This is a genomic window from Exiguobacterium sp. ZWU0009, from assembly GCF_000798935.2.
GTDB classification, from domain to species: Bacteria; Bacillota; Bacilli; order Exiguobacteriales; family Exiguobacteriaceae; genus Exiguobacterium_A; species Exiguobacterium_A acetylicum.
Genome location: NZ_CP018057.1, coordinates 381401 through 406647, shown reverse-complemented (window position 1 = coordinate 406647; position 25247 = coordinate 381401). Strand labels below are relative to the sequence as shown.

At 45.7% G+C, this 25247-nt stretch carries 24 protein-coding genes; 5 read left to right on the top strand and 19 right to left on the bottom strand.

The features are described from left to right. Positions 1-52: 52 nt before the first annotated feature. Positions 53-691 (top strand): FusB/FusC family EF-G-binding protein, encoded by a 639-nt coding sequence (locus L985_RS02170; protein ID WP_029343324.1) that lies wholly within the window; start codon positions 53-55, stop codon positions 689-691. 78 nt (positions 692-769) lie between these two features. On the opposite strand, the gene L985_RS02165 is transcribed toward L985_RS02170, so the two are convergent. The 4 genes from L985_RS02165 to msrB all read right to left on the bottom strand — a co-directional run bounded on the left by L985_RS02165 (position 770) and on the right by msrB (position 9370). Continuing rightward, complete coding sequence (locus L985_RS02165) at positions 770-2308, bottom strand: GGDEF domain-containing protein (protein WP_029343323.1); 1539 nt, start codon at positions 2306-2308, stop codon at positions 770-772. A gap of 198 nt (positions 2309-2506) precedes the next feature. Then, positions 2507-5077: a HAMP domain-containing sensor histidine kinase gene (locus tag L985_RS02160; protein ID WP_052169396.1), complete on the bottom strand. Its 2571-nt coding sequence runs from the start codon at positions 5075-5077 to the stop codon at positions 2507-2509. 150 nt (positions 5078-5227) lie between these two features. Beyond that, a complete protein-coding gene (locus tag L985_RS02155; protein ID WP_047391622.1) occupies positions 5228-8125 on the bottom strand; it encodes a S8 family peptidase in 2898 nt (965 codons plus the stop codon). Positions 8126-8269: 144 nt separating this feature from the next. Further along, positions 8270-9370: a peptide-methionine (R)-S-oxide reductase MsrB gene (msrB, locus tag L985_RS02150; protein ID WP_047391625.1), complete on the bottom strand. Its 1101-nt coding sequence runs from the start codon at positions 9368-9370 to the stop codon at positions 8270-8272. Positions 9371-9557: 187 nt separating this feature from the next. On the opposite strand from msrB, the gene L985_RS02145 reads away from it, so the two are divergent. Then, positions 9558-9944 carry a DUF302 domain-containing protein gene (locus L985_RS02145; protein ID WP_029343319.1) on the top strand — a complete coding sequence of 129 codons (387 nt, stop codon included), beginning with the start codon at positions 9558-9560 and terminating at the stop codon, positions 9942-9944. A 63-nt stretch (positions 9945-10007) separates the two neighbouring features. On the opposite strand, the gene L985_RS02140 is transcribed toward L985_RS02145, so the two are convergent. The 9 genes from L985_RS02140 to L985_RS02100 form a co-directional block, all read right to left on the bottom strand. Beyond that, complete coding sequence (locus L985_RS02140; protein ID WP_047391629.1) at positions 10008-10784, bottom strand: sulfite exporter TauE/SafE family protein; 777 nt, start codon at positions 10782-10784, stop codon at positions 10008-10010. A 52-nt stretch (positions 10785-10836) separates the two neighbouring features. After that, positions 10837-11064 (bottom strand): sulfurtransferase TusA family protein, encoded by a 228-nt coding sequence (locus L985_RS02135; protein ID WP_029343316.1) that lies wholly within the window; start codon positions 11062-11064, stop codon positions 10837-10839. Between the two features lie 43 nt (positions 11065-11107). Further along, a complete protein-coding gene (locus tag L985_RS02130) occupies positions 11108-12244 on the bottom strand; it encodes an MBL fold metallo-hydrolase (protein ID WP_047391633.1) in 1137 nt (378 codons plus the stop codon). Positions 12245-12279: 35 nt separating this feature from the next. Then, on the bottom strand, positions 12280-12849 hold the full coding sequence (locus tag L985_RS02125; RefSeq protein WP_052169416.1) for a sulfurtransferase TusA family protein: 570 nt from the start codon (positions 12847-12849) through the stop codon (positions 12280-12282). 38 nt (positions 12850-12887) lie between these two features. Next, the gene (locus L985_RS02120; protein ID WP_023466941.1) at positions 12888-13184 is read right to left on the bottom strand and encodes a rhodanese-like domain-containing protein; all 297 of its coding nucleotides are present in this window, start codon (positions 13182-13184) and stop codon (positions 12888-12890) included. 25 nt (positions 13185-13209) lie between these two features. Continuing rightward, complete coding sequence (locus L985_RS02115; RefSeq protein WP_047391640.1) at positions 13210-13569, bottom strand: rhodanese-like domain-containing protein; 360 nt, start codon at positions 13567-13569, stop codon at positions 13210-13212. 22 nt (positions 13570-13591) lie between these two features. Then, the gene (locus L985_RS02110) at positions 13592-14071 is read right to left on the bottom strand and encodes a DsrE/DsrF/DrsH-like family protein (protein WP_023466937.1); all 480 of its coding nucleotides are present in this window, start codon (positions 14069-14071) and stop codon (positions 13592-13594) included. A gap of 56 nt (positions 14072-14127) precedes the next feature. Then, positions 14128-14391, bottom strand: a complete 264-nt coding sequence (locus L985_RS02105) for a metal-sensitive transcriptional regulator (protein WP_023466936.1) — start codon at positions 14389-14391, stop codon at positions 14128-14130. 146 nt (positions 14392-14537) lie between these two features. Beyond that, complete coding sequence (locus tag L985_RS02100; RefSeq protein WP_047391645.1) at positions 14538-15386, bottom strand: LysR family transcriptional regulator; 849 nt, start codon at positions 15384-15386, stop codon at positions 14538-14540. A gap of 133 nt (positions 15387-15519) precedes the next feature. Here L985_RS02100 and L985_RS02095 point away from each other — a divergent pair, with 133 nt between their 5' ends. Next, positions 15520-16350 (top strand): sulfite exporter TauE/SafE family protein, encoded by an 831-nt coding sequence (locus L985_RS02095; protein ID WP_235609853.1) that lies wholly within the window; start codon positions 15520-15522, stop codon positions 16348-16350. Between the two features lie 52 nt (positions 16351-16402). Here L985_RS02095 and L985_RS02090 read toward each other — a convergent pair whose 3' ends face one another. Continuing rightward, entirely contained in the window at positions 16403-17260 is an 858-nt protein-coding gene (locus L985_RS02090) for a YihY/virulence factor BrkB family protein (protein ID WP_023466934.1), read from the bottom strand. A gap of 187 nt (positions 17261-17447) precedes the next feature. On the opposite strand from L985_RS02090, the gene L985_RS02085 reads away from it, so the two are divergent. After that, the gene (locus L985_RS02085) at positions 17448-18542 is read left to right on the top strand and encodes a nitric oxide synthase oxygenase (protein WP_047391652.1); all 1095 of its coding nucleotides are present in this window, start codon (positions 17448-17450) and stop codon (positions 18540-18542) included. Beyond that, positions 18539-18985 (top strand): NUDIX hydrolase, encoded by a 447-nt coding sequence (locus L985_RS02080; protein WP_029343307.1) that lies wholly within the window; start codon positions 18539-18541, stop codon positions 18983-18985. Before L985_RS02085 ends, L985_RS02080 begins: the two co-directional genes overlap by 4 nt. A gap of 21 nt (positions 18986-19006) precedes the next feature. Here the strand turns inward: L985_RS02080 and L985_RS02075 are convergent, their stop codons facing one another. From L985_RS02075 to L985_RS02055, 5 genes are all read right to left on the bottom strand, one after another. Further along, positions 19007-19786, bottom strand: coding sequence for a GNAT family N-acetyltransferase (locus L985_RS02075; RefSeq protein ID WP_052169397.1), 780 nt, complete (start codon positions 19784-19786; stop codon positions 19007-19009). 93 nt (positions 19787-19879) lie between these two features. Then, positions 19880-21268 (bottom strand): branched-chain amino acid transporter BcaP, encoded by a 1389-nt coding sequence (locus tag L985_RS02070; protein ID WP_047391657.1) that lies wholly within the window; start codon positions 21266-21268, stop codon positions 19880-19882. Between the two features lie 219 nt (positions 21269-21487). Then, positions 21488-23284 (bottom strand): mechanosensitive ion channel, encoded by a 1797-nt coding sequence (locus L985_RS02065; protein WP_047391660.1) that lies wholly within the window; start codon positions 23282-23284, stop codon positions 21488-21490. Between the two features lie 161 nt (positions 23285-23445). Next, positions 23446-24837, bottom strand: coding sequence for an MBL fold metallo-hydrolase (locus L985_RS02060; protein ID WP_047391667.1), 1392 nt, complete (start codon positions 24835-24837; stop codon positions 23446-23448). A 22-nt stretch (positions 24838-24859) separates the two neighbouring features. Beyond that, positions 24860-25153 (bottom strand): rhodanese-like domain-containing protein, encoded by a 294-nt coding sequence (locus tag L985_RS02055; RefSeq protein WP_047391671.1) that lies wholly within the window; start codon positions 25151-25153, stop codon positions 24860-24862. Positions 25154-25247: the final 94 nt, after the last annotated feature.

The following is a 25247-nucleotide window of genomic DNA, read 5'->3' as shown; positions in this document are numbered from 1 at the left end:
CTTTGTTCTGTTGCTAAATTCCGGTACGATGAAAAGAAAAGGAGGAACGCGAATGGACGCATTTTTATTGCCCTATCAATACAACTTTATTCGGAATCAAGTCGATCTGTTACAACATCAATTCGCTGCCGTTCATGATCCGGATGTTCGTGATGCTGTCCGGTATAGTGCTGCTGAAAAGATATTCGATCTATTGCCCGTACTTACACCAGAACAGGAAGCGCTGTTGACGAACATTCGTGACGCTGAATCCGAACAAGATCTCCTCGCGTATTTAGCACATGTCGAACCGTTCGTCCAACCGTTTCCGAGCATTTCTGAATCACGGATCCGTCAGCTCTTCAAAAAAACGAAAAAGTTACATGTTCCGCCACTTCACTCCTTTGAATGGGCTCACACGACGTTTTTAAGCTGGAACGATACCGGGAATCGTAAAAAATACTTCGTCTATCCTTTGGACGATCAATGGATCGGCGTCGAGGGAACCTATCTTCCATCGATCCAAAAAGGGATTTGTGCGATTTGCCATACGTATAGTGACATCACACTCGTAACCGCCACGACACGTCGTTCAGCTGAACAGCATCAGACGATTGGTCATCATATGTGTATCGACAGCGATGCATGTAATCAAGCTGTGACGAATCCAGAAGTCATTGAAACGTTCTTAGCACGCACGCAAAAGAAATGATCGGCATCAAAAAAACACGTTCGTATGACTGATCCGATAAGGTTCGGTATACGAGCGTGTTTTTGAATATGACGACGTTCATGTGTTCGTTATCGCTGGATCATGCAAGCAAAATTGATTCTTCCCGCGACGTTTTGCCTCATACATCGCTAGGTCTGCTTGCTCGATCAAGTCCGATCGAGAAGCTGCATGCGCCGGATAGATCGCTCCACCGATGCTCGCTGTTACCGGAAGTGGAATGATACCATGGTGAAACGGCTGTCGGAACAAGGAAACGAGATGTTCCCCACACTGCACCACTTCTACTTCTTGTTCAACGTCAAATAACAAGACGACGAACTCATCTCCACCTTGTCTTGAAATGACTGTATTGGGCGGCAATTTCTTTTGTAGACGTGTCGTAACATCGACGATGAGTTGATCTCCGACACGATGTCCATACGTATCGTTAATCTCTTTGAAGTGATCGATATCAATAAAGAACAACCCAACCTGCCCGTCAGTCGCTTCCGCTCGGTACAAGGCATCTTGGAACAGTCGCGCAAACAGATATCGATTCGGTAACCCTGTTAAGGCATCGTGATATGCCATGTGTCTCATCTCCTCCATGGCAGTTGCTAATGCTTCCGTTCGCTCTTCCACCTTCGCTTCGAGATTTTCGCGCAACCGTTGATTGTCAACAACGATCCGGATTTGACGGGAAATCAACAACGGAATCGCAATCATTAACCCAATCGTCAAACCGTTCCAACTAATCGTTTGTCGTGCCATCGTCACGAATAGAATCAATAAGAATAAGTAAGGAGTGATCAAACGTAAGACATCGATCCATCTCCGTGTAACGTCAAGAGGAACGAGAGATTCCTCAGCATCAAAGCGATACGCGGCAAGCCCGACAATCAGGACAGTCGCTAACCATAACGGATCGAGCCAACTCGAAGGAAATGGATAATCAAATCGTTCGAGTATCACGTATAATAGATCAGCGAGTAACTGAAAATGAAATGCGAGTAGAATCAATAATAACGAGCCGCCATTGCCACGCTTCATCAAACCAAAGAATAAGACAATCATTCCACCGAGCAACAATAAATCACCGATCGGATAACGAAGCCATAAAAGCGTTTCAATCGTCAACAAGGCATTCGCTTCTAAATAAGGCGTCACTAAGTAGTGCCACGAAAGAGATCCTGCAACGACTAAAATGATGAACTCATCGAACAAAAAGACCCGCAAATTGACTTCTTGTCGTCGATTACGCAGGAAATAACCGAAAGCAATGATATAGATCAAGATTTGAAGACTGAAGATCAAGTCGATCCAATCAAACGGTTCTGTTCGCGTCCATTCTCGGAGGAAGTATAGAAGTTGTCCACATTCGCCTATACCAAGCATCGCATTAGCGAATAATAATAGAAGAAATAAGCGGTAAGTAAAAGGGCGTCTTGTATGGCGTCGTTGTGCCCGCCAAATCAAATAGAGGGAAAGCGTTACGCCACCGATCGTGAACAGACTGTTGACGACTTGTCCGATTACCGTATCCGTGCCTACATACGTCACCCAGACGATATGAAACAGCAACCAGCCCATAACGACTCCCAACCATCTCTGATACATGACGATTCCCCCTTTCCTTTTTTAACCATAGTTCGTTTGTCCTATAGGTATATCGGTTCAGGATTGCTGTTTATTCACTCTTTTTTTATTTTATTAAAATCTTTTTTTCGCATGATTACTCATTTTAAAAACAACCAAAAACCGTGTTCACACCTAAGCGGTCTGAACACGGTTTAACTGGAACGTATCACGTTTTCTTTAACTAGAACGTCGATTCTTTTCTGTCGACTCAATGGATTCACTTAGACTGAGCGGTAACACGATGATGAATCGACTACCTTTGCCAACTTCAGATTCGACATGGATGATGCCTTCGTGTTCTTTGACGATTTCCTTACAAATCGATAAACCGAGTCCCGTTCCACCGATTCGACGTGTATCCGAGTTATCGACACGATAGAATTTATCAAACAAGTGAGCAAAGGCATGATGCGGAATCCCAATTCCTTCATCCTTCACTTCAATGATGGCTTGATCGTCTTTCGTATCAATCCAGACATCTATGCGCCCACCATCTGGAGAATACTTGATCGCATTGTTGATCAAGTTACTCATTAATTGTTTAATCCGGTCTTCATCTCCTAAAATGAATGGACGATCCGGGCTGAGCAACTGCAAATGGAGATCGTGCTGTTCACTTGAAGCGTCATACAAGGACATCACTTGTTCAGTTAGGGTAAACAAATCGAGATGTGCCATTTGGTACAACTGTCCACCTGACTGCATTCGCTGAACGTCTAAGAAGTCCGTGACGAGGTTCGATAACCGTTCCGTCTCATTATGGATCGTCGCTAGATATTTCTGCTGTTTTGAGTCATCGATCTTTCGATTCAGCATCAACTCTGTAAAACCATAAATAGATGAGAGTGGTGTTCGTAACTCATGCGATACGGTCGAGACGAGTTCTGTTTTGAGACGATCGGCTTCTGTTTCCCGGGTAATATCCCGTAAGACGAGGATGATTCCCTTCCATCCTCCGACAACATCAATACGTTCCGCGTAGACTTCGAGATGAGCGGTGTTGTTTCGAATATCAAACCGGACCTTGTCCGGTGAAATCTCACCGGAACGAATCAAATCTAGATACGTATTAAAGGCTTCGACGTCATCCACCAACTGACGCATTACATTGATGACGTACTCACTCGACGGTAACGTTCGATCTACCGTAAATTCCGATTGTAGTTCTGGAATTAACTCAAACAACGGACGGTTGACGTATAATTCTCCATTTCCATCCTCAAGATAAATGATTGCTTCTCGGATTGAGTCCAACACTTGCTCGGTCTTTTCTTTTTCTTGACGCATCCCTTCGTAAGAACGCGTTCGTAGGAGCGATAACGTCATCTGTTGCGCGAACTCGCGAATATCCGTTAACTGCTGTCCTTTATAGGCAGATTTATAACGAACCAGATAGATGGCTGCAATCAATTCATGCGTTTCTGGATCTTCGATAGGAATCGTCACTTCATACGTGCTAAATGAATATGGATAGTCTTTTTGACGCGTCACCCGTTTTTCCGATTGGATGAATTCCATCTCCCGAACCGATCGATTGATGACGGACATCTCATCTTTCAAAAGAACTTTTAAATAATCCATCGTCATCCCATTCGTCGTCGCACCCATGAACTGTCCTTCTTCATAGAGCAATAGGGCACCGTACTCCGAAGAGGTGATATCGATCATCTTTTGAACGATTGCCGGGTACGATTCGACGGTTTCACGAACAGCAAGCGCCTCGGTCAATTCGCTACGCAATCGGAGCTTTTCCTCATTCTTTTTCGTTGTTTGATACGCTTCTTCGAGTTCTTCTTGTTGCGCTTGCAGTTCTTCTTGTTGCGCGAGCAACTCTTCACTTTGCGCCTGCAACTCTTCGTTTTTGCCTTGCATCGCATCCGTATGGGCATTTGTCGTCACGACCATCCGATTAAAGGCTGCGCGCAACAATCCGATTTCGTCTGGTCGCTGCTCGGCAGCTTTATCAATCTTAATCGGTTCTTTCCGAGCGAGCTTCTGATTATCATCGATTAAGCGTAGTAATTGTCGTGTCATCCGGCGAAGGAACGGGTGCACGAATAAGAGAATGAAGGCGATGAGCACAACAATACTGGAGATCCAAATCCATTGTGATTTTGCGACCTCACTCCGAAGTTCACCGACAGCCGTTTCTTGTTGTTGGCTGAGATTCGTCCGGTATTCCTCAAGTGCTGCAGATGCTTTTTCGATGTCTGGCGTAATATCAATCGAACCATCGGCAGTTGGCTTTAATCGCCCTTGATCAACAAGACGCTCGGCAATCGGCAAAGAAAACAGACTATCCCCCTGTAAGAAGTCCTCATTGATCCGATTCGCCTTTTTTTCATTGACGTAAGACTGGGTCAACGGGAACAAGGCATCATAGTATAACTCATATAAATTCGTCATTTGCGCTGCGAATTCTTCTTCTTCATCCGTTTTTGCGTTTCGCATGAACCAATCTGTCTCACTTTTGATATCTGTTCGGAGCGCTTGGATTTCATCAAACCGTTCCTGATTACCAAAAATGACGAATCCGCGTAAACCGAACTGAACCGTTTGCCAATTGTCCCACAAATCATTGGCTCGGCGATTTTGTTCACTGATCGTCTCGAGATTCTGTTTTGATGTTTCGATTCGTCCTTCCATGTAGTCATAGACAAAGAACGAAGTAATCGATACTACGATCAGTACCGCATAAAAAACAGTCAGCAGTTGCCGACCGATTCGTCGCCGAATCCAATTCACCATGAATGTATCCTCCTCATCATTCGTTGAATGATGCTTTTTCATTTGTTTCTATAGATTTAATATAATAGAAACGCTTTCGAAGCAACAGCTAGGATATCCAAAAAAAGACCTTTTCTCGGAATGTACCCGAAAAAAGGTCTTTTTACCCTCTTACTTTTTCGCTTTCTTCACTGTCACAGAAGTCACAGGGCTAACTTGACCACGTGTATTCTTAACATAGATGGAAAGCTTCGCTTTTGCTTTTTGCTTCGGAATTTTGACGGAATAGTTGCCTTTTGCAGAAACCGTTCCTTTTCCGACAACTTTTTTCTTCGCATCTTTTACATAAACACTCAATTTCTTTTCAGCTGTACCGGTTACTTTCGTTTGTCCGGCATAGACGGATTTCACTTTCGGTGCCGCTGGGGCTGGTAGGACTTTTACGATCGTCGGTTTACTTGTACGTTTAGCAATATCCGTCACTGTGACGATCAAGCTTGAACCACCGACTTGTTTTGGTAATTTCGCACTGAAGTGACCTTTTGCATCAACTTTTGCTGTGGCGATTTTCTTTTGTTTCGCATCTTTAACGGTAATCGTACCACCCGCGAGAGCTGTACCTGTCATTTTTGTCGCACCAGCAAGAACTGGTTTGACCTTCGGTGCTTTTGGTGCTTTTCCTGGAAGAACTTCTGTCCGTTCCGATGTAACGTCTAATCCGTTCGCATAGCGAACCGTCAAGACTGTCTTTTGGTTTTGACGCGGAATCTTCACGCTGTATTTTCCTGCTTGAGCTGTTGTCGTAGCTAGCTTTTTGTTCGTCGTTGTTTCCTTACCATTCTTATCTTTCGTTACGACTGCTGCCCATACTTCAACTTTTGTTCCTGTCTTGACCGTTCCAGAAACAAACAATTGGTTATCGTAGACGTCATTGACATTCCCGTTCAAGTTCAACTGAGAAATCGCACGTGGAATACTGACTTTTCCGTATCCAGAGACTGGGCTGACGTAAGCTGGGAATGCAGGTTCCATCTTTTCCCCGTCTTCATCTTCTTCAAAGTCGAACCAGTCGTTTGGATTTTCAAACGCAAGTGGCTCTGCACTCTTACGCAAGATCTGTTCGATTTGTGTTGGTGTCAGTTTCGGGTTCAGTGACTTCAAGATTCCCGCTACTGCTGCAACGTGTGGTGAAGCCATACTTGTTCCATCCATGTATACCGTGTTACCGTCTGGAATCAAACTAGCGACTTTCGATCCGGGTGCTACGACGTCAAGACCAACACCATAGTTCGAATAATCAGCGACCATTCCGAGTGGGTTTGTCGCTCCGACAGAAATCGCATATTCCGAGTTCGCTGGGTAACCGACCATCATGTCATAGTCGTTTCCTGAAGCCGCAACCACCGTAACACCATGATCTGCTGCATATTTCATCATATAAGCCATCGTCCGGCTCTCACCGCCACCAAGACTCATGTTGATGACTTTTGCGCCATGATCGACTGCATATTTAATCCCGAGTGCAATCGCGTCTGTTTCGCCTTCGCCATTTGCATTCAAGACTTTAACCGGCAAAATTTGTGCCGATTGATGAATTCCTTGGATCCCGTAATCGTTGTTCATCGTTGCTGCGATGACGCCCGCTACGTGTGTTCCGTGACCGTTATCATCGATCGCATCCCCGTCACCGTTGACGGAAACATAGTTCTTTTCATTTGCGATATCAACTTTTCCTTGTAAGTCCTTCAAGCGATAATCGACACCTGTATCGATGACTGCAATCTTAACAGGCGCTAACTTCTTCGAACCGAAACGTTGTTGGAACGCTTCAAACCCGATCCCAACGTTATCAAATTGCTCAAAGACGGTCTTTTTGTTGACAGCCCATTGATAATCGAAGTTGATGTCCTTCGTTGCGCGGTACGTCTGAATTTTCTCAACGTACTCGACAGCTGACGAACGGTTGAGCGATTGTTTTAATGCGGTTGCCGATTGACCTTTGACAGTTGGGTCTTCCGTCACGATGACGAAGTCTCCCGCATTACCAAGGGATAAACGTTCTACATCCGTTGCCTGAACACCCGCAATCTTCATCGAACGGTTCATTTTACCTGGCTTTAATTTAACGATATAACGTGTTGCTTCTTTTGATTGAATGTTCATTCCCAGTGACTGGAATGTTTCGCTCAATTTGCTTCCACTTAATTTAGAGACATCCATTTTGTTGGCATATCCATCAATCTCTTCCGCAATCACAGCAGGTGATGCGTCACGTGATAATTTGTAGAGACGATCGACAGCTTGTTGATCAGCTTTCGTCAATGTGTATGATGTTCCACGTACGAGTGATTCCATCGCAGGCTTCAATGTTTTTAAATCTTCGTATGCTTGTTGACGCTTATCTTTGTTGAATAATAGCGTTTTGACGACGTAAGGAGACGCTTTGTAGTAAAGCGATGTTAAAGCACGTCCTGCATCAGATTGGCTCAATACTTGCTTTTGGATCGAGTGCATGAGTGCAAGCATCGGCTTTTCTTCTTTTGTTTGTTTGAGTGCTTCTTCCGCCATACAGCTGATGTCATTGATCGGCTCATATTCAACCGGCAATTTGACGTTGTTATACGTCAACTTGACATGAGCGGCTTTCGTCGTCTTACCTTCTTCGATGTTCGGGTAATATTCGACTTTGACATAATACGGTCCATCCCATGCATATGGAACGGCTAATTTTGTAAGGTTTTTTTCATCTGGCTCCGCCTCTGTCCGGTAACGATCAAACGTATCGTCTTCCGCAGCCATCGCTTCACTCGGATACGCCGTTACTTGAACAGGTTGATCCGTATCAATCGATAGTTCGAAGTGTGACGCGGTCTTTTCTACACCCGCTTCATGGTTGACGCGGTACCAATATGTATTTTTTTCTTCCGTTCCTGTTTCAAGCGTCGTTTCTTGTCCTACTTTCAAGAGCGTTGCTTTAGCAAGGGCTGTTTCCGCCTTTGCTGTCGTAGGTCCTACTCCGAGTGTCAAAATCAGACAGCTCAGCATGACCCAAATCACCAGTTTCTTCACGCCTGTTCCTCCTTCAAGATCGATGTACTTTATCTTGATTATAAACAGTAACTGGATAAAATGGATATTTATTTTATGGATGTATCTTACAATTTTGAAAGGAAAGGCATCCCATGCATATGAGCATCGAATGCCTTTTTGTGATTATTTAAAATCTGCTACATATTCACCGTATCCTTCTTGTTTCAAGTCCTCTTTCGGAATGAAACGTAAGGCAGCCGAGTTCATACAATACCGAAGTCCTGTTGGCTCTGGACCATCCGAGAAGACGTGTCCGAGATGCGCATTCCCATGTCGGCTCCGGACTTCCATCCGTTTCATGCCGATTGAAAAGTCACTTTTCTCAATGATATTACCTGGTTCGAGTGGTTTCGTAAAACTTGGCCATCCCGTTTTCGAATCATATTTATCATTTGACGAAAACAATGGTTCACCAGAAATCAGATCGACATAGATTCCGTCCGCCTTCAAGTCATGATACGGATTATCAAACGCCGGCTCCGTCCCATCTTCTTGTGTCACCTTATACTGAATCGCAGTTAATTTCTTTTTGATTTCTGCATCAGACAACTTTGCATACGTTGGAAGATCGAGCTTTGGTTGATCATTCCAGTAGCGGTTGATGAAGTCGTCGCGTCCAGAAGCTGCCCGGTAAAACTTATACTTTTTCTCACTCTTCAAATAGTAATCCTGATGGTATGCTTCCGCTTCATAAAAAGGACCTGCCGCAATCAACGGTGTGACGATTTTATCATCGAAGACTTGTTGTTTCTCTAAATCTTGTTTCGATTGCGCGGCGATTTCTTTTTGTTTCTCATTCGTATAGAAAATCGCTGTCGTATAAGACTCACCACGGTCGACGAATTGACCATCTGCATCCGTCGGATCAATCTGACGCCAGTAGACATCTAGCAGTTGCTTGTACGAGATGACGTTCGGATCAAACGTGATCAATACCGCTTCCCGATGCCCTGTCGTCTCCGCCGACACTTGGTTATACGTCGGATTCTCAACATCGCCGCCCGTGTAACCAGAAATGACGGATTTGACTCCTTTTAACTCTTCGAACGGTGGCTCCATACACCAGAAGCATCCGCCGGCTAGAATCGCCGTCTCTTCCGGTTGATAACTCAATTCCTTACTACCACTTGATTTTGCCTGTTGTTGCTGGAACACGAAGTATCCCCCGACCATGATGACGATGAGACCGATGACTGATACAATCGTCCACATTCGTTTCTTCATCTCCCTTCGCCTCCTTTATTTAGCTTACGTCACGTGACGTCGATTGGATGTTCTTTTATTTAACTGTAACGCGCTACTGCCGTCTTGTCGTAGCATGTGCTCAAGCAGAGCACATTGGATCATCCTGATTAAAGAAGTGTGATCAGGGAATAGACTCTATAACTCGAAAACACCAGGAGGGGTATTTATGTTTGATTACACTGTGACATCGCATCACAATCTGGATCAGGTCATGACTCAACTGAAGCAAGCTCTCTCAGAGGCATCGTTCGGTGTCTTATGGGAGTTTGATTTGGCCAACAAATTCGAAGAAAAAGAGCTCTCTTTTGATGAAAGCTATCATATTTTAGAAGTATGCCAACCAAAAGAAGCACACCGCGTCGTGTCCCATGACTTGCGGGCTGGTTACTTTCTTCCATGTAAAATCGTCGTCTATACCGAGAACGGGCAAACGAAAATCGGTATGCCAAAACCAACTGCCTTGATGGACTTAGCAGATGAAGCCGAACTAAAGACGGTCGCAGAAGAAGTCGAACACACGTTACGACACGTGATCGATCAAGCTGCACAATAAGAAAACGCTCTACTTGTACATTGTTTCATAAAGAAACATCGTACAAGTAGAGCGTTCTTTTGTTTACAAGATGTCGATCCAAATCTTCACCGCTGTCGCTAAAATCAGAACAGCAAGAATGACTTGGAGAATCTTCGTATTCATCTTCTTCCCGGCGATTGCGCCAAGCGGTGCTGCAATTAGACTGGCAACGACCATGATTGCCGCAGGACCCCAGTCGACTTGCCCTGTCGTGATTTTACCGACCGTTGCGCCGATCGACGAAATGAACGTAATCGCAAGCGATGAAGCAATCGTCATCCGTGTCGGGATTTTCAAGAGAACGAGCATAATCGGGACGAGTAAAAAGGCACCTGCTGCCCCAACGATTCCGGCTCCGACACCCACGATGAATGCCGATACTGCCGCAATCGTTTTGTTGAACTGAACCTGATCAAGCGGAATGTCGTCGATCCCTTTTTTCGGAACGAACATCATGACCGCTGCCGTTAACGCGAGAACACCATAGACGATGTTGATCGTGTCTTCAGCCAGGATATTTGAACCATACGCACCGATGAAGCTACCGATTAAAATCGATCCCCCCATGTAGACGATCAATGATTTATTCAAATAACCGCCTTTTCGGTAAGCCCAGACGCCACCAACCGTTGCAAAAAAGACTTGAATCGCACTGATTCCCGCAACCTCATGGGCAGAAAATGCTGCAAAACCGAGTAGGGGCGGGATATACAATAACATCGGATATTTAATGATTGAACCGCCAATTCCTAACATTCCTGAAATGTAGGATCCGACAAATCCGATTAAGAAAATCGTCACGATAAAACCGAATTCCATCGTTTATCACTCCTTAAAAAAAGAGAGCCGTAACTCAGCTCTCTTTTCGAAATTAACCTTTTTGAATCCAGAATTTTAGGACGCTTGCTTCTTCTTCGTGTTTGACGAGTTCATGACCACCTGATGTCGCCCACGCCTGAAGATCGTTTTTTGCCCCTTTATCCGTTGCATGGACTTCAAGGATTTGACCTGATTCGAGTCCTGCGATGGCTTTTTTTGTTTTTACGATTGGCATCGGACAAGCAAGTCCTTTTGCGTCGAGTACGAGTTCTGATTTCATGTTGTATTCCTCCTGAATGATTTAATGTTTGTTATGATTCGGTTTAGCGTACCGCACAGCGGTTCGGTCCGACTTCCATTTCCCGTTGTGTCTCAAGATCGGGTGTCTGTTTCCCCATGTTCGTTTCACGGATATCTTGATACGCGTTCGGTTGTGGCGGCAAGTTCTCTGTGACCATTTTCCGGAATGTTGCTTCATCATCAATGTTGAGACCATGGTTGTTCGCAAGCAAGATGCTTAATTTCTCCGCTACACTACCATCCGCGTTCAATTCTTCAATGATCATGAAATGTGCTGGTAAGACGATTAATTCCGGTGAAAGATCACGATACGTGTTGTAGAGCGAATCACGTAAGTCGCCGACCCAGTCTTCCGCGAGACCGGCTAAATCCGGACGACCAATCGAATCGATGAACAGGATATCACCCGTTAATAAATAACGCTGATCGACGATGAATGAAGTCGATCCAATCGTATGTCCCGGGGAATAAAGAGCGCGTACTTCAATCGCTGTATCCCCCACTTGAACCGTACTACCGTCTTCAAGTGGTGCATAATCGAATGTGACATCCGTCGCATCTTTTGGCGGCAACCAGTATGTCGCGCCTGTTTTTTCGGCGATGTCGCGTCCTCCAGAAATATGATCCGCATGAAGATGTGTATCAAACACATGCTTAATCGTGACATTGCGTGATGCGGCATAATCCAAATACACATCCGTCATTCGTGTCGCATCGATGAGCACGGCCTCTCCTTCCGAGATGACCATATACGAGAGACACCCTTTACCGATTCGAACGAACTGAACGACTTCACCTTGATCAGTTCCTGTTTCGTTCAGCGTTCCGAGTGAAATCGGTTCTAGATGTTCACTCCATGCTTTCATGCCGCCTGACAGATACGATACGTCTCGTCCTGCTTCTTCCAACATATCGGCGACGAAAATTGATGAACCTTCTTTTGCGCAAACGACGAGTACATCCTGATCCGTCGGAAGCTGATCGAGAATCTCCTCGACACCATCCAACAATTCAAAATACGGAATGTTGAGGTACTTGAAGTTCTCTCCTTCGATTTTCCAATCTTGAAACGCATCCTCATTCCGTACATCTAAGATGAACAGAGACTCGCGTCCAATGATTTTTTTCGTAACTTGTGCGGCTGTCATTGCTTGTGCCATATCTACTAGTTCCTCCTCTGCTTTACGCTGGTGAATTATTTCGCTGAAACGAGTGTTGTCGTCTCAAATGCCCATTCCTGCATACCTGGTACGACATTGTGGACCGTATACCCCTTGTCACTGAGCTGTCGGCATGCCATGTCACTTCGGCTACCTGTTCGGCAGATGACGTAAACCGTCTGATTTGAATCCAGTTCTGCATGTCGTGTCTCAAGTTCACCTAACGGAATATTGATGGCTCCCGGTACATGCGCGAAGGCATATTCTGCTTGTTCACGAACATCAAGCACTGTGATCGAGTCGTCTTGACGTGCTGCTTCGACTGTTGCATTGTCGACGGTTTGAGCGAATGCTGCTAGTTCCGTGACATCACCTGTTGATTTCCGAACGTAATGGCGGAGTACTTCGCCTTCTTCGATCGTGCCTAAATAATGATTGCCGGTGCTGTTTGCCCAGGCACGGAGATCTGCAGTTGATCCTTTATCTGTCGCCTGGACTTCGATGACTTGTCCCGGTTCTAACGTCTTGATCGTTTTTTTCGTCCGAACGATCGGCATTGGACAAGCGAGACCTTTGGCATCCAATACGATATCTGATTTAATCATAGTCATACAATTCGCTCCTTTACGGTGTGGGGTATTATTTATTTCGTTTCGCCTTCGTACGACATCATGCCGCCATCCATGTTCGTCACGTCATATCCTTGTCCTTCGAGATATGTCGTTGCGCGACCACTGCGTGCACCAGAACGGCATACCATGACATACTCTTTTTTCTTGTCGAGTTCGTTCATCTTGAATTCAATCAATCCGAGTGGAATATGGATCGCTCCCGGAATCATTCCTTCTTTGACTTCATCGACTTCTCGGACATCAATAACGTTCAGTTGTTCACCACGTTCGATTTTTTCCTGTACTTCTGTTGCTGTCATGCGTTTCATATTGAATTCCTCCTCTTGATTCGATTCAGCGCCAGGCATTCATTCCGCCACGGACTTCCGTGACATTTGAATAACCGGCTTTTTTTAGTACTTTAACGGCTTGTTTGCTTCGCATCCCGCTTTGACAGATGACGAGCACTTCTTTGTCTTTCGGGATTTGATTCAGCTGACTGTTTAGCGTTTGTAACGGAATGTTCTTAAATCCTTTGATGTGATTGCCTTTGAATTCTGCCGGTGTCCGAACATCGAGATAAAATCGTTTGCGGTCGTTTAGTAACGGCTTCAGTTCCGTGGTCGACACTTGCTTGACCCCTTTCGTTGGGGCGAACATCTTATAAGCGAGATAGCCGACGACGAGCAACAAGATAATCGATAGTACATCCATGCGTCATTCCTCCTTCAGATCATTAGATGAATAGATTGACGTTTCCGTTCTCCGCATCGGCGAGGTAGGCGGCAACACCTGCATACTCAATCCCGTCGTGTAATTCTTCTTGTTTCAAACCGAGTAAATCCATCGTCATCGTACAGGCGACGAGTTTGACATCCTGTTCTTTCGCTAATTCGATTAAGTCTGGAAGTGGCATCGCATTGTGCTTCTTCATGACGTTTTTAATCATTTTTTGACCTGCACCACCGAAGTTCATTTTCGAGAGTGGCATCTTATCGGCACCGCGTGGCATGAACTTACCGAACATCTTCTCAAGGAATGTTTTATCCGGCTGGATCGGTTCATCCTTACGCATCGCATTCAAACCCCAGAAGGTATGAAAAATCGTGACTTCGTGATCGTATGCGGCTGCACCGTTGGCAATGATATAAGCTGCCATGACTTTGTCGTACTCTCCACTAAATAAAACGATGGTTGTTTTTTTTGTATCTGACATGAACGTAATTCCTCCAAGTTTTTACCCTAAGGGGTATATTAATTCGTAAAATTTTTTCATCTGCTTTTCATTAAGAGTTGAACAGCCTCTGCAACGGCTTGTTCATGATTTTCCGTCGCATCATCCTGACGGACACAGTCGATCAAGTTTTCACTGACGACGAGACCAATGACGCGATCGATTGCACTACGTGTAGCGCTCAGTTGTGTGACGACATCCTTACAAGACGCCTCCTCTTTCATCATTCGAACGATGCCGTGGATTTGTCCTTCAATCCGATTCATCCGATGAATGATGCGATCTTCATAACCGTTTTCCATATGAAGTCCATCTCCTTTTTTCAAATGTGACATGCGTCATACCTCGTTGGTACATTTCATACAATAATACCTACAGGGGTATAAGTCAACGAAAAAGATTTCTGGATTCATCACTATGTTCAGTGAGTCCGAAAATCTTTTTGTAGTCAGCCTTTCCAATTCGCTTCTAAAAAATCGATCCAACGCTCGGCTAGTCGAGTTGGCATCTTCTCTGGTAACAGATAACGAAACGTCCGGTTGGAGATCCCTTTCGTATGAATTGTAAAAGATTCAGACGGGAAAGACGTGACAAGTCGTTCCGACAACGCTGCAATACCACTCCCATTCAAAACAAGTTGTCGCGCTAAATAATTCGCATCTACTGTAATCGTTCGAGTGGGAACGATCGACGACGCATCAAGCCAACGATGAAGTGCATAGCGAGAAGCGGATCCTTCTTCCCGGACGATCCACGTCGCGTCTTCGAGTGCAAGATGTGTCGCTCCAATGATATGCAGTTGATCTTTCGCAAAGACGATTTGTCTCATTCCATCAAGTGTCAGTTCTCCTTCAATCATACCGAGATCAATCTCACGATGTCGTAAAGCTGTTGCCACTTGATCATGATTCATCAATTGGATGTCCAGTGAAACTTTAGGGTGAGCATGTGAAAACAGATGGATCATATCATCAAGCAATATCTCGTGGATCGTATGTGTTGCTCCGATCCGTAGTGTACCTTGGAAAACACCTTCCGATTCATCTAACTGCGACTGCATCTGTTCGAGTTGGAATAGAATTTCTTTTGCGTGGCGATAGACAATCCAGCCCATTTCCGATACCTCGACCCCTATTGCGAATGAATCACGTATTAACAATGAATGTCCGATATCTTCTTCTAGTCGTTTCACGTGAACACTGACCGTCGGTTGCGATAGAAATAACTGCTCCGCTGTTTTCGTAAAATGACGTGTTTCAACGAGTGTGACGAACGTTCTGAGTTCAGTTAATTTCAACAATACCCCTCCTCATTACATTTCATAATCATTTATATATAATTAATTCATTTTTATAATCTTGTATTCCTCTTTCATACTCAAGGTATCACGTATTAGAAAGAAGGACTGTTTCATGATGTATATCTCATTTATGTTATTAGGAGCAATCATCGGCATACTCTCCGGCTTTTTCGGAATCGGTGGTGGCATCATCCTGACCCCACTGTTATTGATTCTTGGCTATGAAGCCAGCACCGCGATCGTCCTCAGTCTGTTGCTGACACTCGGATCGACCGTGACCGGTACACTGTCACATCTTCGATTAAAAACTTTCCGTTTTCGCGATGCCGGGATCATTGGTCTGTCCGGGATCATCGGTTCGGCGTTGATCACACCAGTCGTCTTTTGGCTCGAGCGTCATGCTGGTGCTGATGTCGTCTTATCAAGTCTCTACATTTTCTTACTGATTGGTTTTTCGATTCAATTCCTTCGTCCCCGTTCAAAGGAACGTCCGTCTTTTCCGGTCCATGATGCTTCCGTAGTGAAGCTCGCTGTCATCGGACTTGCTGCCGGAATTCTCTCGTCATTGATGGGTGTCAGCGGTGGATTTTTGTTGACGCCTCTCTTGCTCGGATGGGTTCGTTTTCCGCTCAAACAAGCAATCGGAACGAGCATCGCCTCTGCGACATTGATCGTTCTCGGAGGAGTGACGAGTTATGTCGCTTCCGGAACCAGTGCTCCGTTATCACTCGGGATCGCCTTAATCATCGGTGCGTTCATCGGCTCACCACTCGGTGCTTCACTCTTGCATCGCTTCAATGAACCGTTCGTCCAAAAGACATTAGGAATCTTTTATGGCGTCGTCGCCTTAAGCGTCATTGTCAAAGTGTTCGGTCTTCCTTATCTGTCACTTGTCTTGCTTGCTCTATTCACACTTAGTTTGTTAAGCGTCTTCGGCTACCGGATTCTTAAAACTGCCTAAATGAAAAAGCAGCTGACGATATGTGTCAGCTGCTTTTTTGCGTGCCCAATGATTAACGCACGCTTTCTTCTTTGATTTTTTGTGGTTTCATGATTTTTGCCTCTTTTTTCTGACGCATCCGTTCCGCATTCATCAATCCCCCTAACATCAGGACGACAGCGGACAAATAGAACCATGTCATCAAGACGATGATTCCGGCAAGCTGACCGTAAAGACGATCGTAACTACCGAACTCAGCGTAATAGGAGAAAAATTCCGAGACGACTTGCCAGGCAATCGTTGCAAAAATGGCTCCAGGGAGTACCTGACGAACCGTTAGTCGGACACTCGGTAAGATCCGATACAATAAGATGAAAAAGACAAGTAAGAACAACGTCCCGAGTCCCCAACGGAATAAGAACCAGATCCACGAATAGTTCGTCACGAAATCAGCGACGATTGCAAAGTGATTGATGAAACGTCGTGTTAACTTTTCTGAAATCGGAACAATCAATGAAATCGGAAGGATGATCATCATCCCGATCGTAAAGGCGAAGTCTTGCAACAGTCCGCGCCAGAATGGCGCTTTTCGTGTCACTTCGAGCGCATCGTTTAGCGAGCGGACAAGCGACTGGACCGACATTGAAGCGAGCCAAAAGGCGGCAAGGAAACTGATTGAGGCAAGCTTGAAACCACCCTGATCAAAGATTCCGACGACGTTCCGCTGAATCAAGTCGTACGTTTCTGCTGGAGCAAATGGTCGAATTAAGTCCAGCACGTTATCCGACGTAAACGGTAAGAACGAGACGATGCCAACTACAAATAATAAGAACGGGAATAAGGACAACATCAGATAATAGGCGAGCTGAGCCGATTTATCAAAAAAGGCTTCGCCAAAAAAACGGGCAAATACAGGTTTGATTAAAGACATACATATTTCCTCACTTTCAACTAATTCTCTACACTATCCCCCATTTCGTACTTCCTTTAAACTTTTGGAAGTCTTTTGAACTTATAAAAACCTTATACATCATTCAAGTTTGGCGCTTCGTTTCCTTGCGAGGTACACTAAGAACAGAGAATGTATCGTGCTTGTTTTTCAGAAAGGATTTCGATTCGTGTACCCACTCATTCAAACAGAAGCAGAACGCTTCTTTACTTCTTATATAGAGCAATACCCTGAAATGTCCGGACGTCAGCAAGAAGTCATTCGTTCCATCGAGAAGACGGGAACATACGAGCAAACGACTTCCGAGCTGGCGTTCGGTGCCAAGCTTGCTTGGCGCAATAGTAACCGATGTGTCGGACGTCTCTTTTGGGAACAACTCCATGTCTTTGACGCACGGGATGCGTTGACCGTCGAAGCGGTCCGCGACGCGTTATTTGAGCATATCCGGTTCGCGACGAACGAAGGACGGATTCGCTCGACGATCACGATTTTCCATCCGGCACGTGTCCGGCTTCATAATCACCAACTGATTCGTTATGCAGGTTATGAGACAGCAACAGGAGTCATCGGCGATCCGGCTTCCATCGACCTGACGCGCCAATGTGAAGCACTTAGTTGGACCGGAGCGCATACACCGTTTGATATCCTGCCCCTGTTGATCGAACTCGATGGACAAGTCAGCCTGCATCCGATTCCTGACGAGCTCGTGCTTGAAGTCACCATCACGCATCCTGACTATGATTTGTTTGGTGGTCGCGAAGTCCGCTGGTACGCCGTACCGATGATTGTCGATATGCAGCTCGAGATCGGTGGCATCGTCTATCCGTGTGCCCCATTCAACGGATGGTATATGGGAACGGAGATTGGTGCTCGTAACCTCGCTGATACGGATCGTTACGATCTCTTGCCGCTCGTTGCGACTCAACTCGGTCTGAACACCTCGCGTGAACGTTCGCTCTGGAAAGACCGGGCGCTCGTCGAATTGAACGTTGCCGTACTCGAATCGTTTGAACGTGCCGGTGTGACGATCGTCGATCACCATACGGCTGCGAAACAATTCGCTCGTTTTGAAAAAAACGAAGCATCATGCGGTCGCGATGTCACAGGGGAATGGTCCTGGCTCGTGCCTCCGATGAGTGGGGCAACGACGCATATGTTCCATAAGGACTATGATCCGGAGATCAAACGACCGAACTTCTTTCCAAAATCTACACAGACGGCACCTGTGACCGGCTGTCCGTTTCACCAAGGAGCCTTGAAATGAATTATGTCGAACAGTTACGTCAAAAAATCGGTCATGACCCAGTCATTCTCGTCGGTTCCGTCGTCCTCGTCGTTCAGAACGAGCACATTTTGCTCGAACAACGCAACGAAGCCCAAGCCCGCTTCGGTTTGCCCGGAGGATTGATGGAATGGGCGGAATCACCGGAAGAGACCGCTCGTCGGGAACTCGAAGAAGAAACCGGCTTACAAGTGGAACGATTAACGTTACTCGATGTCTACTCCGGTCCGCAATACGTGACGACGTTAGCGAACGGAGACGTCTTTCAAAGCGTCACCCTCGCCTACATCGGTGAACATCCGATTGGAATGTTAAAACAAAGTGATGAAAGTATCAAGCTCCAGTTCGTTCCGCTCGACGACTTACCGGATCACTTAGTGGGTTCTCACGCTCGAATGATTGAAGACTACAAAAACCGCCGCTAAATGAATAGCAGCGGTTTTTGTTTATAGCGACTGACGCATGATATATTGTTTCAAATCCCGCTGAGTCCATCCTCCAGAACGTAATGCTTCCCACACCCGCACATCTGTTGATTGATAATGATAGGTCGTGCCTGGTAAACGACGGACGACTTCTGTCGCATGTCTTGCTTTGTGTTCTGCGGGACCGACAACTGACAAGAGTGATGATCCGGCTATTGCCACTACACTTTCTTCTAATTGATAATAATCCGTTTGTAATTGCTGCATGACATGAGGATCTTGCTGCCAGATGTATTCCCCTTGTCCATGGTATTGTTTTAAAAACTCCACTTCTTCGATCGTCGGCAGAGCAGCTTCTTCGCGTTCATCCGTTAAATGAAAATAACCGATTTCTCCAACGATCGTGTAGTGAAGCGATTCATACAAGCGAATTGCCGGATCGTTCCCTTGAATGACTTCAAGCATCAGACCATCCATTCCGATTTCTTTAGCATGGCTCAGTTGTGCTTGATACAAAGCTTTAGCGATGCCTAGTCGTCGATACTGGGCTGAAATCCCCAGTCCTCCACACCGCATGATGCGTTGACCCTCGATCTCCTTCCAACCGTTCAGCCAGAGACCGACCGGTATTTCTCCATGATAGGCAACGAATGAATGCTCCAATTGATTCCCATCTCGTTCGATGATGCGCTCTTGGAATTCTGCTTCCGATAAGTGCAGTGGAATCAAATAATCTTGGAATCCATCCTGCATCGCTTTGTAAGCTGTCTTTACGTCAGGTGCGCGTTGAATATGAATCATCGAAAAACCTCCTTTTCCACTGAGCTGTTTCGCTTTCGTTCGCCTAATTTCCTGCATACAAAAACACCCTTGTCACCAAGGGTGTTAGTCGATTCATTGATGAAGTTTCGAACGCTTGCGTCCATATCCGAAGTACAACAGTAATCCAATGGCTGTCCAGATAAAGAAGGCAATCCACGTGAATGGTTGTAAGTTGAACATGAGCATGATACAAGCAAGGACTGACAAGATCGGTAAGACTGGGACGAACGGAACCTTAAAGGCGCGCTTCAAATCGGGACGCGTCCGGCGTAGGACGATGACCGCGATTGAGATGAGCGAGAAGGCTGCCAGTGTTCCAATGTTGATCAATTCAGCAAGTGTACCGAGTGGCACGAATCCAGCGATTAAACCAGCAGTCGTTCCGAGAATCCATGTTGCTTTAACTGGTGTGTGTGACTTTTCATTGACGTCTGAGAAGACTTTCGGTAATAATCCGTCACGGCTCATCGCGAACAAGAGACGGACGAGACCAAATGTCATGACGAGGATGACCGTCGTCATACCAACGATAGCACCCAAATCGACGAATCCAGCGACCCAGTCTTGACCTGCGACTTTTAAGGCAAGAGATACCGGACTATCGACGCCTTCAAACTGTTTAAACGGAACAATCCCGACCATGATGGCAGAGACGATGACATACAGAACAGTAACGATCGCAAGTGATCCTAAGATCCCAACCGGTAAGTTACGTCCCGGATTTTTGACTTCTTCTGCTGCTGATGTGACGGCATCAAATCCGAGGTAAGCAAAGAAAGCAATTGCTGAAGCCTGTAAGACACCGCTCATACCGAATGGCGCAAACGGTTTGTAGTTGCCCGGTTCGATGTACCAGATCCCGACGACGATGAACAGGACGACGACAGCGACTTTGACGAGTACCATGATATTGTTGACGCGTTTTGTTTCTTTAATACCAAGTGAAAGCAAGAGCGTGATGATCATCAGAATCAAGAACGCTGGTAAGTTGAAGAACGTCTCGCTTCCTGGTACAGCACCTGGAGCAGCCGTCAAAGCTGTTGGCAAATGTAATCCAAAGCCCGCTAAAAGTGACTGGAAGTAACCTGACCAGCCGGTTGCAACCGCACTCGAAGCAAGTCCGTATTCCAAAATGAGACACCAGCCGATGATCCAGGCAATGACTTCGCCAATCGTGGCATATGTATACGTATATACACTACCTGAGACAGGAATCATCGACGAGAATTCGGCATAACAGAGGGCTGCTAATGCACAGACAATGGCAGAAATAATGAATGAGATCGGTAAAGCAGGTCCTGCGTAAAGAGCGCCCGTTCCTGTCAGAACGAAAATTCCGGTTCCGATGATGGCACCGATTCCAAGTAAAATAAGATCAAACCCTGATAAATGTCGTGCCAGTTTTGAATGTTGTTTCATGTCCATCATGACACTGACATCTTTCTTGCGAAGCAAACTCATGTTTCATCCTCCGAACTTTTCTCTTTTTTCTGAATATTCAAATCATTGAGTGAATTGACTTTCTAATCATAACAAACGATGTCAGGTTCGATAAGTCTTTTTTTTTGTATTTTTTCACAAAGTGGTCAAACCACTTTTGTGAAATGCGATAACGCTTTTATGCATAAACGTAAAAAAACCTTTCCTTCAGAACAAAGGAAAGGTTTTTTTATCATTACATTATGGGCGATCGTTTGGATGATCAAGGTTAGGACCTTTATGATCATCTGGGTCGATCGGGTAATCATCTTGTTGTGCTAAATCGTTTTCTGGCAATGCACCTTTTGGTGTACCATGTGTCGTCTCATCCGTTGAAGATGAACGCGCTGAACGTGGTGCACGATCTGGTGTAACATCATCAGCTGCTTGTGAAGCTGCACCTTTTGCTGCATCTTTTAAGCTCGGTGATGATGAAGTCGATGCTGACTTACTTGGAAGGTTCGATGTGTCGACTTCCGTGTTCTCTGCTTTCTTTTGCAAACGATCGAGGTAACGCGACGCATTATCACGTCCACCAAGACCAAAGGCAAGACCGAATGCAAGTGCAAGTGCCCCAAGGATCAAGATGAAGGCTGAGTTGACGATCGTATCAGCAACACCAAGTTGATCAAGTGCCATGAAGACAGCAAGTGCAAGAATCGCATACTTCGCAACGCTTGAGAGGACTTTTAGTTCAGAGTTGCCGAACAAGCTGTCCATCGTACGTTTGACGAGGTTGCTGACGATGATCCCGATTGCGAGAATGATGATCGCTGTCAAGACGCTCGGTAAGAACGCAAGGACGGCACGACCGAGGTCGACCATGAAGTCAAGACCAATCAAGTTGAAGGCTTCGACGACGAAGAGAACGACGATGACGATCTCAACGAGTGTACCAACGATGGAAGCTGGTGATGTAGAAGCTTGGTTTGCATCCCACGTACCGATTTTCAAGTGACGTGTCAGGTTGTTGAAACCAAGACGTGATAAGAGATCCGTAACGAATTTCTTGATGAAACGTCCGACATAAAGACCGACAAGAATCAGAACGATACCGACGATGATGTTTGGAATCATACCGAGGACATCGTTCAACATGTTGATCGCTGGTCCTGTGATTCCTTTAATATTCAATTGATCAAGTGCTGAAATCGTGATTGGAATCAGAATCAAGATGAAGACGACTGTTCCGAGAATCGACGAAAGTGATTTCGCATCTTTTTGATCCGTTGACCCAAGGTTGAAGCGAGCTGCGAATTTATCTGTTCCAACAGCATGAAGGAAATTCGTCACGATATCGCGGACGATTTTCGCTACGAGGAAGCCGACGAAGAAGATGGCTGCCGCCGCAATCAAGCGTGGAATAAATCCAAGGAATGACGATAACAATTGGCTGAACGGCTGAGAGACACTCTCAATGTTCAACGCATCGAGGACACCCGGTAGGAACAGAAGTAAAACGAGATAGAAGACAATTTCTCCCGCGATTTTCGGGTAAGACGATAAGTCCGTCTGACCTTGAAGCATCTTGTTCGAACGTACTTTATCGTTCGCCATCAGCTTCGTTCCTGCTTTGACAATGATCATACGAAGAACGACCGCGATGACGTACGCCAAGAGAAGGATAAGTGCTGCTTTCAAGATGTTCGGGATTGCCGCGAGTAATGTACTCATCGTATCTGCGAGTGGTCCAGCAATGATGTTCAGATCAAGGATGTTGAAGACCAAGATGAGAACAAACACCATGAGAACCCAAAAGACGACGGTCCCGATGATTTTTTCAGGTGTCCACTTCTTCTTCTTTGGTGGTGTACCTTCTTTTTGAGGTGCCAACTTGTTGACGACCCCAGACTTCTCTAACGCTTTTTGAATTCCGTTCGCAATCAGCTTGGCAATGAGCCAGCCAATCAAAAAGACGATGATCGCTCCAAGCAAGTTGCCGAGTGATCCGAGAATGCCGTTTAAGTTCAACGACGTTCCATTCCAAATGTTATTCATCCTGCCACACTCCTTCACCTAAATAAATTTATATATTTCTGACACTTCTTTAATTTCCCCAGGTAAAGGATTTATTAAACCCGTGTTCGTACCAGAATGTGGCGTTTCTTGTTTTCAATACAAAAAACTGGATGGCATATGCTGCCACCCAGTCCGTCGTATCATGATGTTTGTTGGTTCAAAACCGTGCGCATCGCTGCATATCCACCGTCAATATTAATGACATCCTTGAATCCGAGTGACTGTAATACACTAACCGCCATCCGGGAACGAACGCCAGATGCACAGTGAACAGCAAGCGGTCGATCCGTTGGCAGTTCATCCTGACGCGCTACTAATTTTCCTAAGAGAATGCGTTGTGCTTGATCGTAATGTTGACTGTCCCACTCTGTTTTATTCCGGACGTCGAGGACGTAGACTTCTTCTCGCTCTGCAGCTGCTAGCGCTTCTTCTGCTGCCCAGTCCTCATAACGTTCCGTTAACATCGATCCTGGTACCGCCTGATGATCTGCCCAGTGGGTGACGCGATCGAGTCCAATCGATTGGAGATCTCGTTGAATGGTTTTGCGTTGCTCTGGCGTCGACAGAATCGCGATATCATGGTCAAAATCGAGTAACCAACCAGCCCAAGTGACGAACTTATCATCATACAGAATATTGATAGTTCCTGGAATATGTCCATCCCGGAACGACTGACCATCTCGCGTATCGACGATCTGCATCGAAGACGTCCACGCTGTTGGATCCTCGTTCGTCACGAGTTCTGGAATTTTAGTCGTCAAGGCGATGCCTTCTTTATTCACGCGTTTCATCATCGCGAAATAGTTCGGTGGTTCTGGTTGATCCGTCGTCAATTCTTTGATGAACGCAGTCTCATCCTCGACTTGCAATGCCCAGTTCGTCGCTTTTTCATATCCGACCGTCGATGTCGGAACTGCACCGAGCGCTTTCCCACAAGCACTGCCGGCACCATGTCCCGGCCAAACTTGGACAAAATCAGGTAACGCCTTGAAACGTTTTAACGAAGCAAACATCTGCTTCGCTCCAACGGCTGTCGTTCCTTTGATACCAGCAGCTTCTTCAAGTAAATCGGGACGACCGATATCACCGACGAAGACGAAATCGCCTGTGAAGATGCCCATCGGTACTTGTTGATTTCGGTCGAATAATAAGAAGGAGATATGTTCTGGCGTATGCCCTGGTGTGCGCATGACTTCAAGCGTCACATTTCCGACTTTGAACCGGTCACCGTCTTTAACAAGGACATGGTGAATATCCGAGACGAATTGATACTTCCAGTTGTCGTCTCCTTCATCTGACAGATAAGCCGTCGTGTCGTATCGTTTGGCAAACTCCTGTGTTCCCGAGACGAAATCCGCGTGAATATGCGTTTCCGCCGTAGCGGTGATCCGGAACCCTTCTTTTTCTGCCACCTTTAGATACGGTGTAATATTCCGGGCAGGATCGATTACGATCGCTTCTCCTGTCATTTGACACCCGACCATGTATGACGCCTGCGCTAATTTTTCATCATAAAAATATCGTAATAACATTGTATATACCCCCTCTAGTGTATTAAACGATTGTTCCTTCGTAGCTCATCATACCGCCGCCGACATTCGTCACGTCGAATCCTGCTTGTTCGAGATACATCGCTGCATTCATGCTGCGACCACCAGATAGGCAGATGATATGGACCGGACGTGACGCGTCGAGTTCATCCGTCCGTTCTGTAAATTCGGATAACGGAACGTTTTTAGCTTCAGCGATATGTCCGCTTTCATACTCATCGGTTTCACGAACATCAATCAATTGGATGGCACTTTCGGTTAACACCTGCTGTAATTGTTCTGTCGTCATCTGTTTCATCAAGATTCCTCCTAGTAAATGCCTCTCGGCTGTTAAGTTGTTGAATTCAATATACCCCCTACCGTATATGAGTTCAAGAAAAATGCACACAAAA

Bases quoted from the DNA above. Each gene is read 5' to 3' on its own strand.
- L985_RS02170 (WP_029343324.1), top strand. From the start codon at position 53: ATGGACGCATTTTTATTGCCCTATCAATACAACTTTATTCGGAATCAA.
- L985_RS02165 (WP_029343323.1), bottom strand. From the start codon at position 2,308: ATGTATCAGAGATGGTTGGGAGTCGTTATGGGCTGGTTGCTGTTTCAT.
- L985_RS02160 (WP_052169396.1), bottom strand. From the start codon at position 5,077: ATGGTGAATTGGATTCGGCGACGAATCGGTCGGCAACTGCTGACTGTT.
- msrB (WP_047391625.1), bottom strand. From the start codon at position 9,370: ATGAAGAAACGAATGTGGACGATTGTATCAGTCATCGGTCTCATCGTC.
- L985_RS02145 (WP_029343319.1), top strand. From the start codon at position 9,558: ATGTTTGATTACACTGTGACATCGCATCACAATCTGGATCAGGTCATG.
- L985_RS02140 (WP_047391629.1), bottom strand. From the start codon at position 10,784: ATGGAATTCGGTTTTATCGTGACGATTTTCTTAATCGGATTTGTCGGA.
- L985_RS02135 (WP_029343316.1), bottom strand. From the start codon at position 11,064: ATGAAATCAGAACTCGTACTCGACGCAAAAGGACTTGCTTGTCCGATG.
- L985_RS02130 (WP_047391633.1), bottom strand. From the start codon at position 12,244: ATGGCACAAGCAATGACAGCCGCACAAGTTACGAAAAAAATCATTGGA.
- L985_RS02125 (WP_052169416.1), bottom strand. From the start codon at position 12,849: ATGATTAAATCAGATATCGTATTGGATGCCAAAGGTCTCGCTTGTCCA.
- L985_RS02120 (WP_023466941.1), bottom strand. From the start codon at position 13,184: ATGAAACGCATGACAGCAACAGAAGTACAGGAAAAAATCGAACGTGGT.
- L985_RS02115 (WP_047391640.1), bottom strand. From the start codon at position 13,569: ATGGATGTACTATCGATTATCTTGTTGCTCGTCGTCGGCTATCTCGCT.
- L985_RS02110 (WP_023466937.1), bottom strand. From the start codon at position 14,071: ATGTCAGATACAAAAAAAACAACCATCGTTTTATTTAGTGGAGAGTAC.
- L985_RS02105 (WP_023466936.1), bottom strand. From the start codon at position 14,391: ATGGAAAACGGTTATGAAGATCGCATCATTCATCGGATGAATCGGATT.
- L985_RS02095 (WP_235609853.1), top strand. From the start codon at position 15,520: ATGTTATTAGGAGCAATCATCGGCATACTCTCCGGCTTTTTCGGAATC.
- L985_RS02090 (WP_023466934.1), bottom strand. From the start codon at position 17,260: ATGTCTTTAATCAAACCTGTATTTGCCCGTTTTTTTGGCGAAGCCTTT.
- L985_RS02080 (WP_029343307.1), top strand. From the start codon at position 18,539: ATGAATTATGTCGAACAGTTACGTCAAAAAATCGGTCATGACCCAGTC.
- L985_RS02075 (WP_052169397.1), bottom strand. From the start codon at position 19,786: ATGATTCATATTCAACGCGCACCTGACGTAAAGACAGCTTACAAAGCG.
- L985_RS02070 (WP_047391657.1), bottom strand. From the start codon at position 21,268: ATGAGTTTGCTTCGCAAGAAAGATGTCAGTGTCATGATGGACATGAAA.
- L985_RS02065 (WP_047391660.1), bottom strand. From the start codon at position 23,284: ATGAATAACATTTGGAATGGAACGTCGTTGAACTTAAACGGCATTCTC.
- L985_RS02060 (WP_047391667.1), bottom strand. From the start codon at position 24,837: ATGTTATTACGATATTTTTATGATGAAAAATTAGCGCAGGCGTCATAC.
- L985_RS02055 (WP_047391671.1), bottom strand. From the start codon at position 25,153: ATGAAACAGATGACGACAGAACAATTACAGCAGGTGTTAACCGAAAGT.